General features: G+C 63.1%; 1 protein-coding gene. It reads right to left on the bottom strand.

The window, feature by feature from the left end:
• Positions 1–540: replication initiation protein (locus tag CK240_RS17955; protein WP_135058992.1), on the bottom strand; the 540-nt coding region annotated here is incomplete at both ends.

Below are 540 nucleotides of genomic sequence, written 5' to 3'. Positions count from 1 at the left end.
TCCTTCCAACGCCAGCGGAAGGTAACGGCATGGACTGAACGTCCCTGTTTCTCTGGGCTCATGCTGACCTCGACCGTGCCGTAGTCGTTTACGGCCGCAAGGGCAGGTTCGAGCACCCATTGACGGAAGTTATTCCAACGCTCGTAGGACTTCTTGTCGGCCACCCCCATGAGGGAGCGCAGCTCGTCCAGGGTGAAGGTCCAGAACGGCCGCCCCAAACGCTTCTTGTCAGCAAGCAGCACATAAAGTTGGCGGCCGTGGCCGGTTAGACTGTGGGCTGCGCGGGCCTCGATCTTGGCAAAGTTCTGCGGACTGCGGAGGGCATGGACGCCTGCGGGCGGGATCAGTGCCCGCACCATTGAGCCACCTTGGGTAATTTTCCATTCAGCCAGCAAGACCGCGCCCCATGGATCGCCGCGCCACTCGCCACTGAGCTGTACGCCAGTCAGGCGTGTCAGGCACTCGCGCAGCCAGACATTATCGCTGCGCCCGTCCTCGCCGCGCAGCAGCCGGGAGGGCACCTCGAGCCAGACGCTGTTG

It is taken from the genome of Paracoccus salipaludis, from assembly GCF_002287065.1.
Classification (GTDB): domain Bacteria; phylum Pseudomonadota; class Alphaproteobacteria; order Rhodobacterales; family Rhodobacteraceae; genus Paracoccus; species Paracoccus salipaludis.
This window is presented reverse-complemented; position numbering and strand designations above follow the sequence as displayed.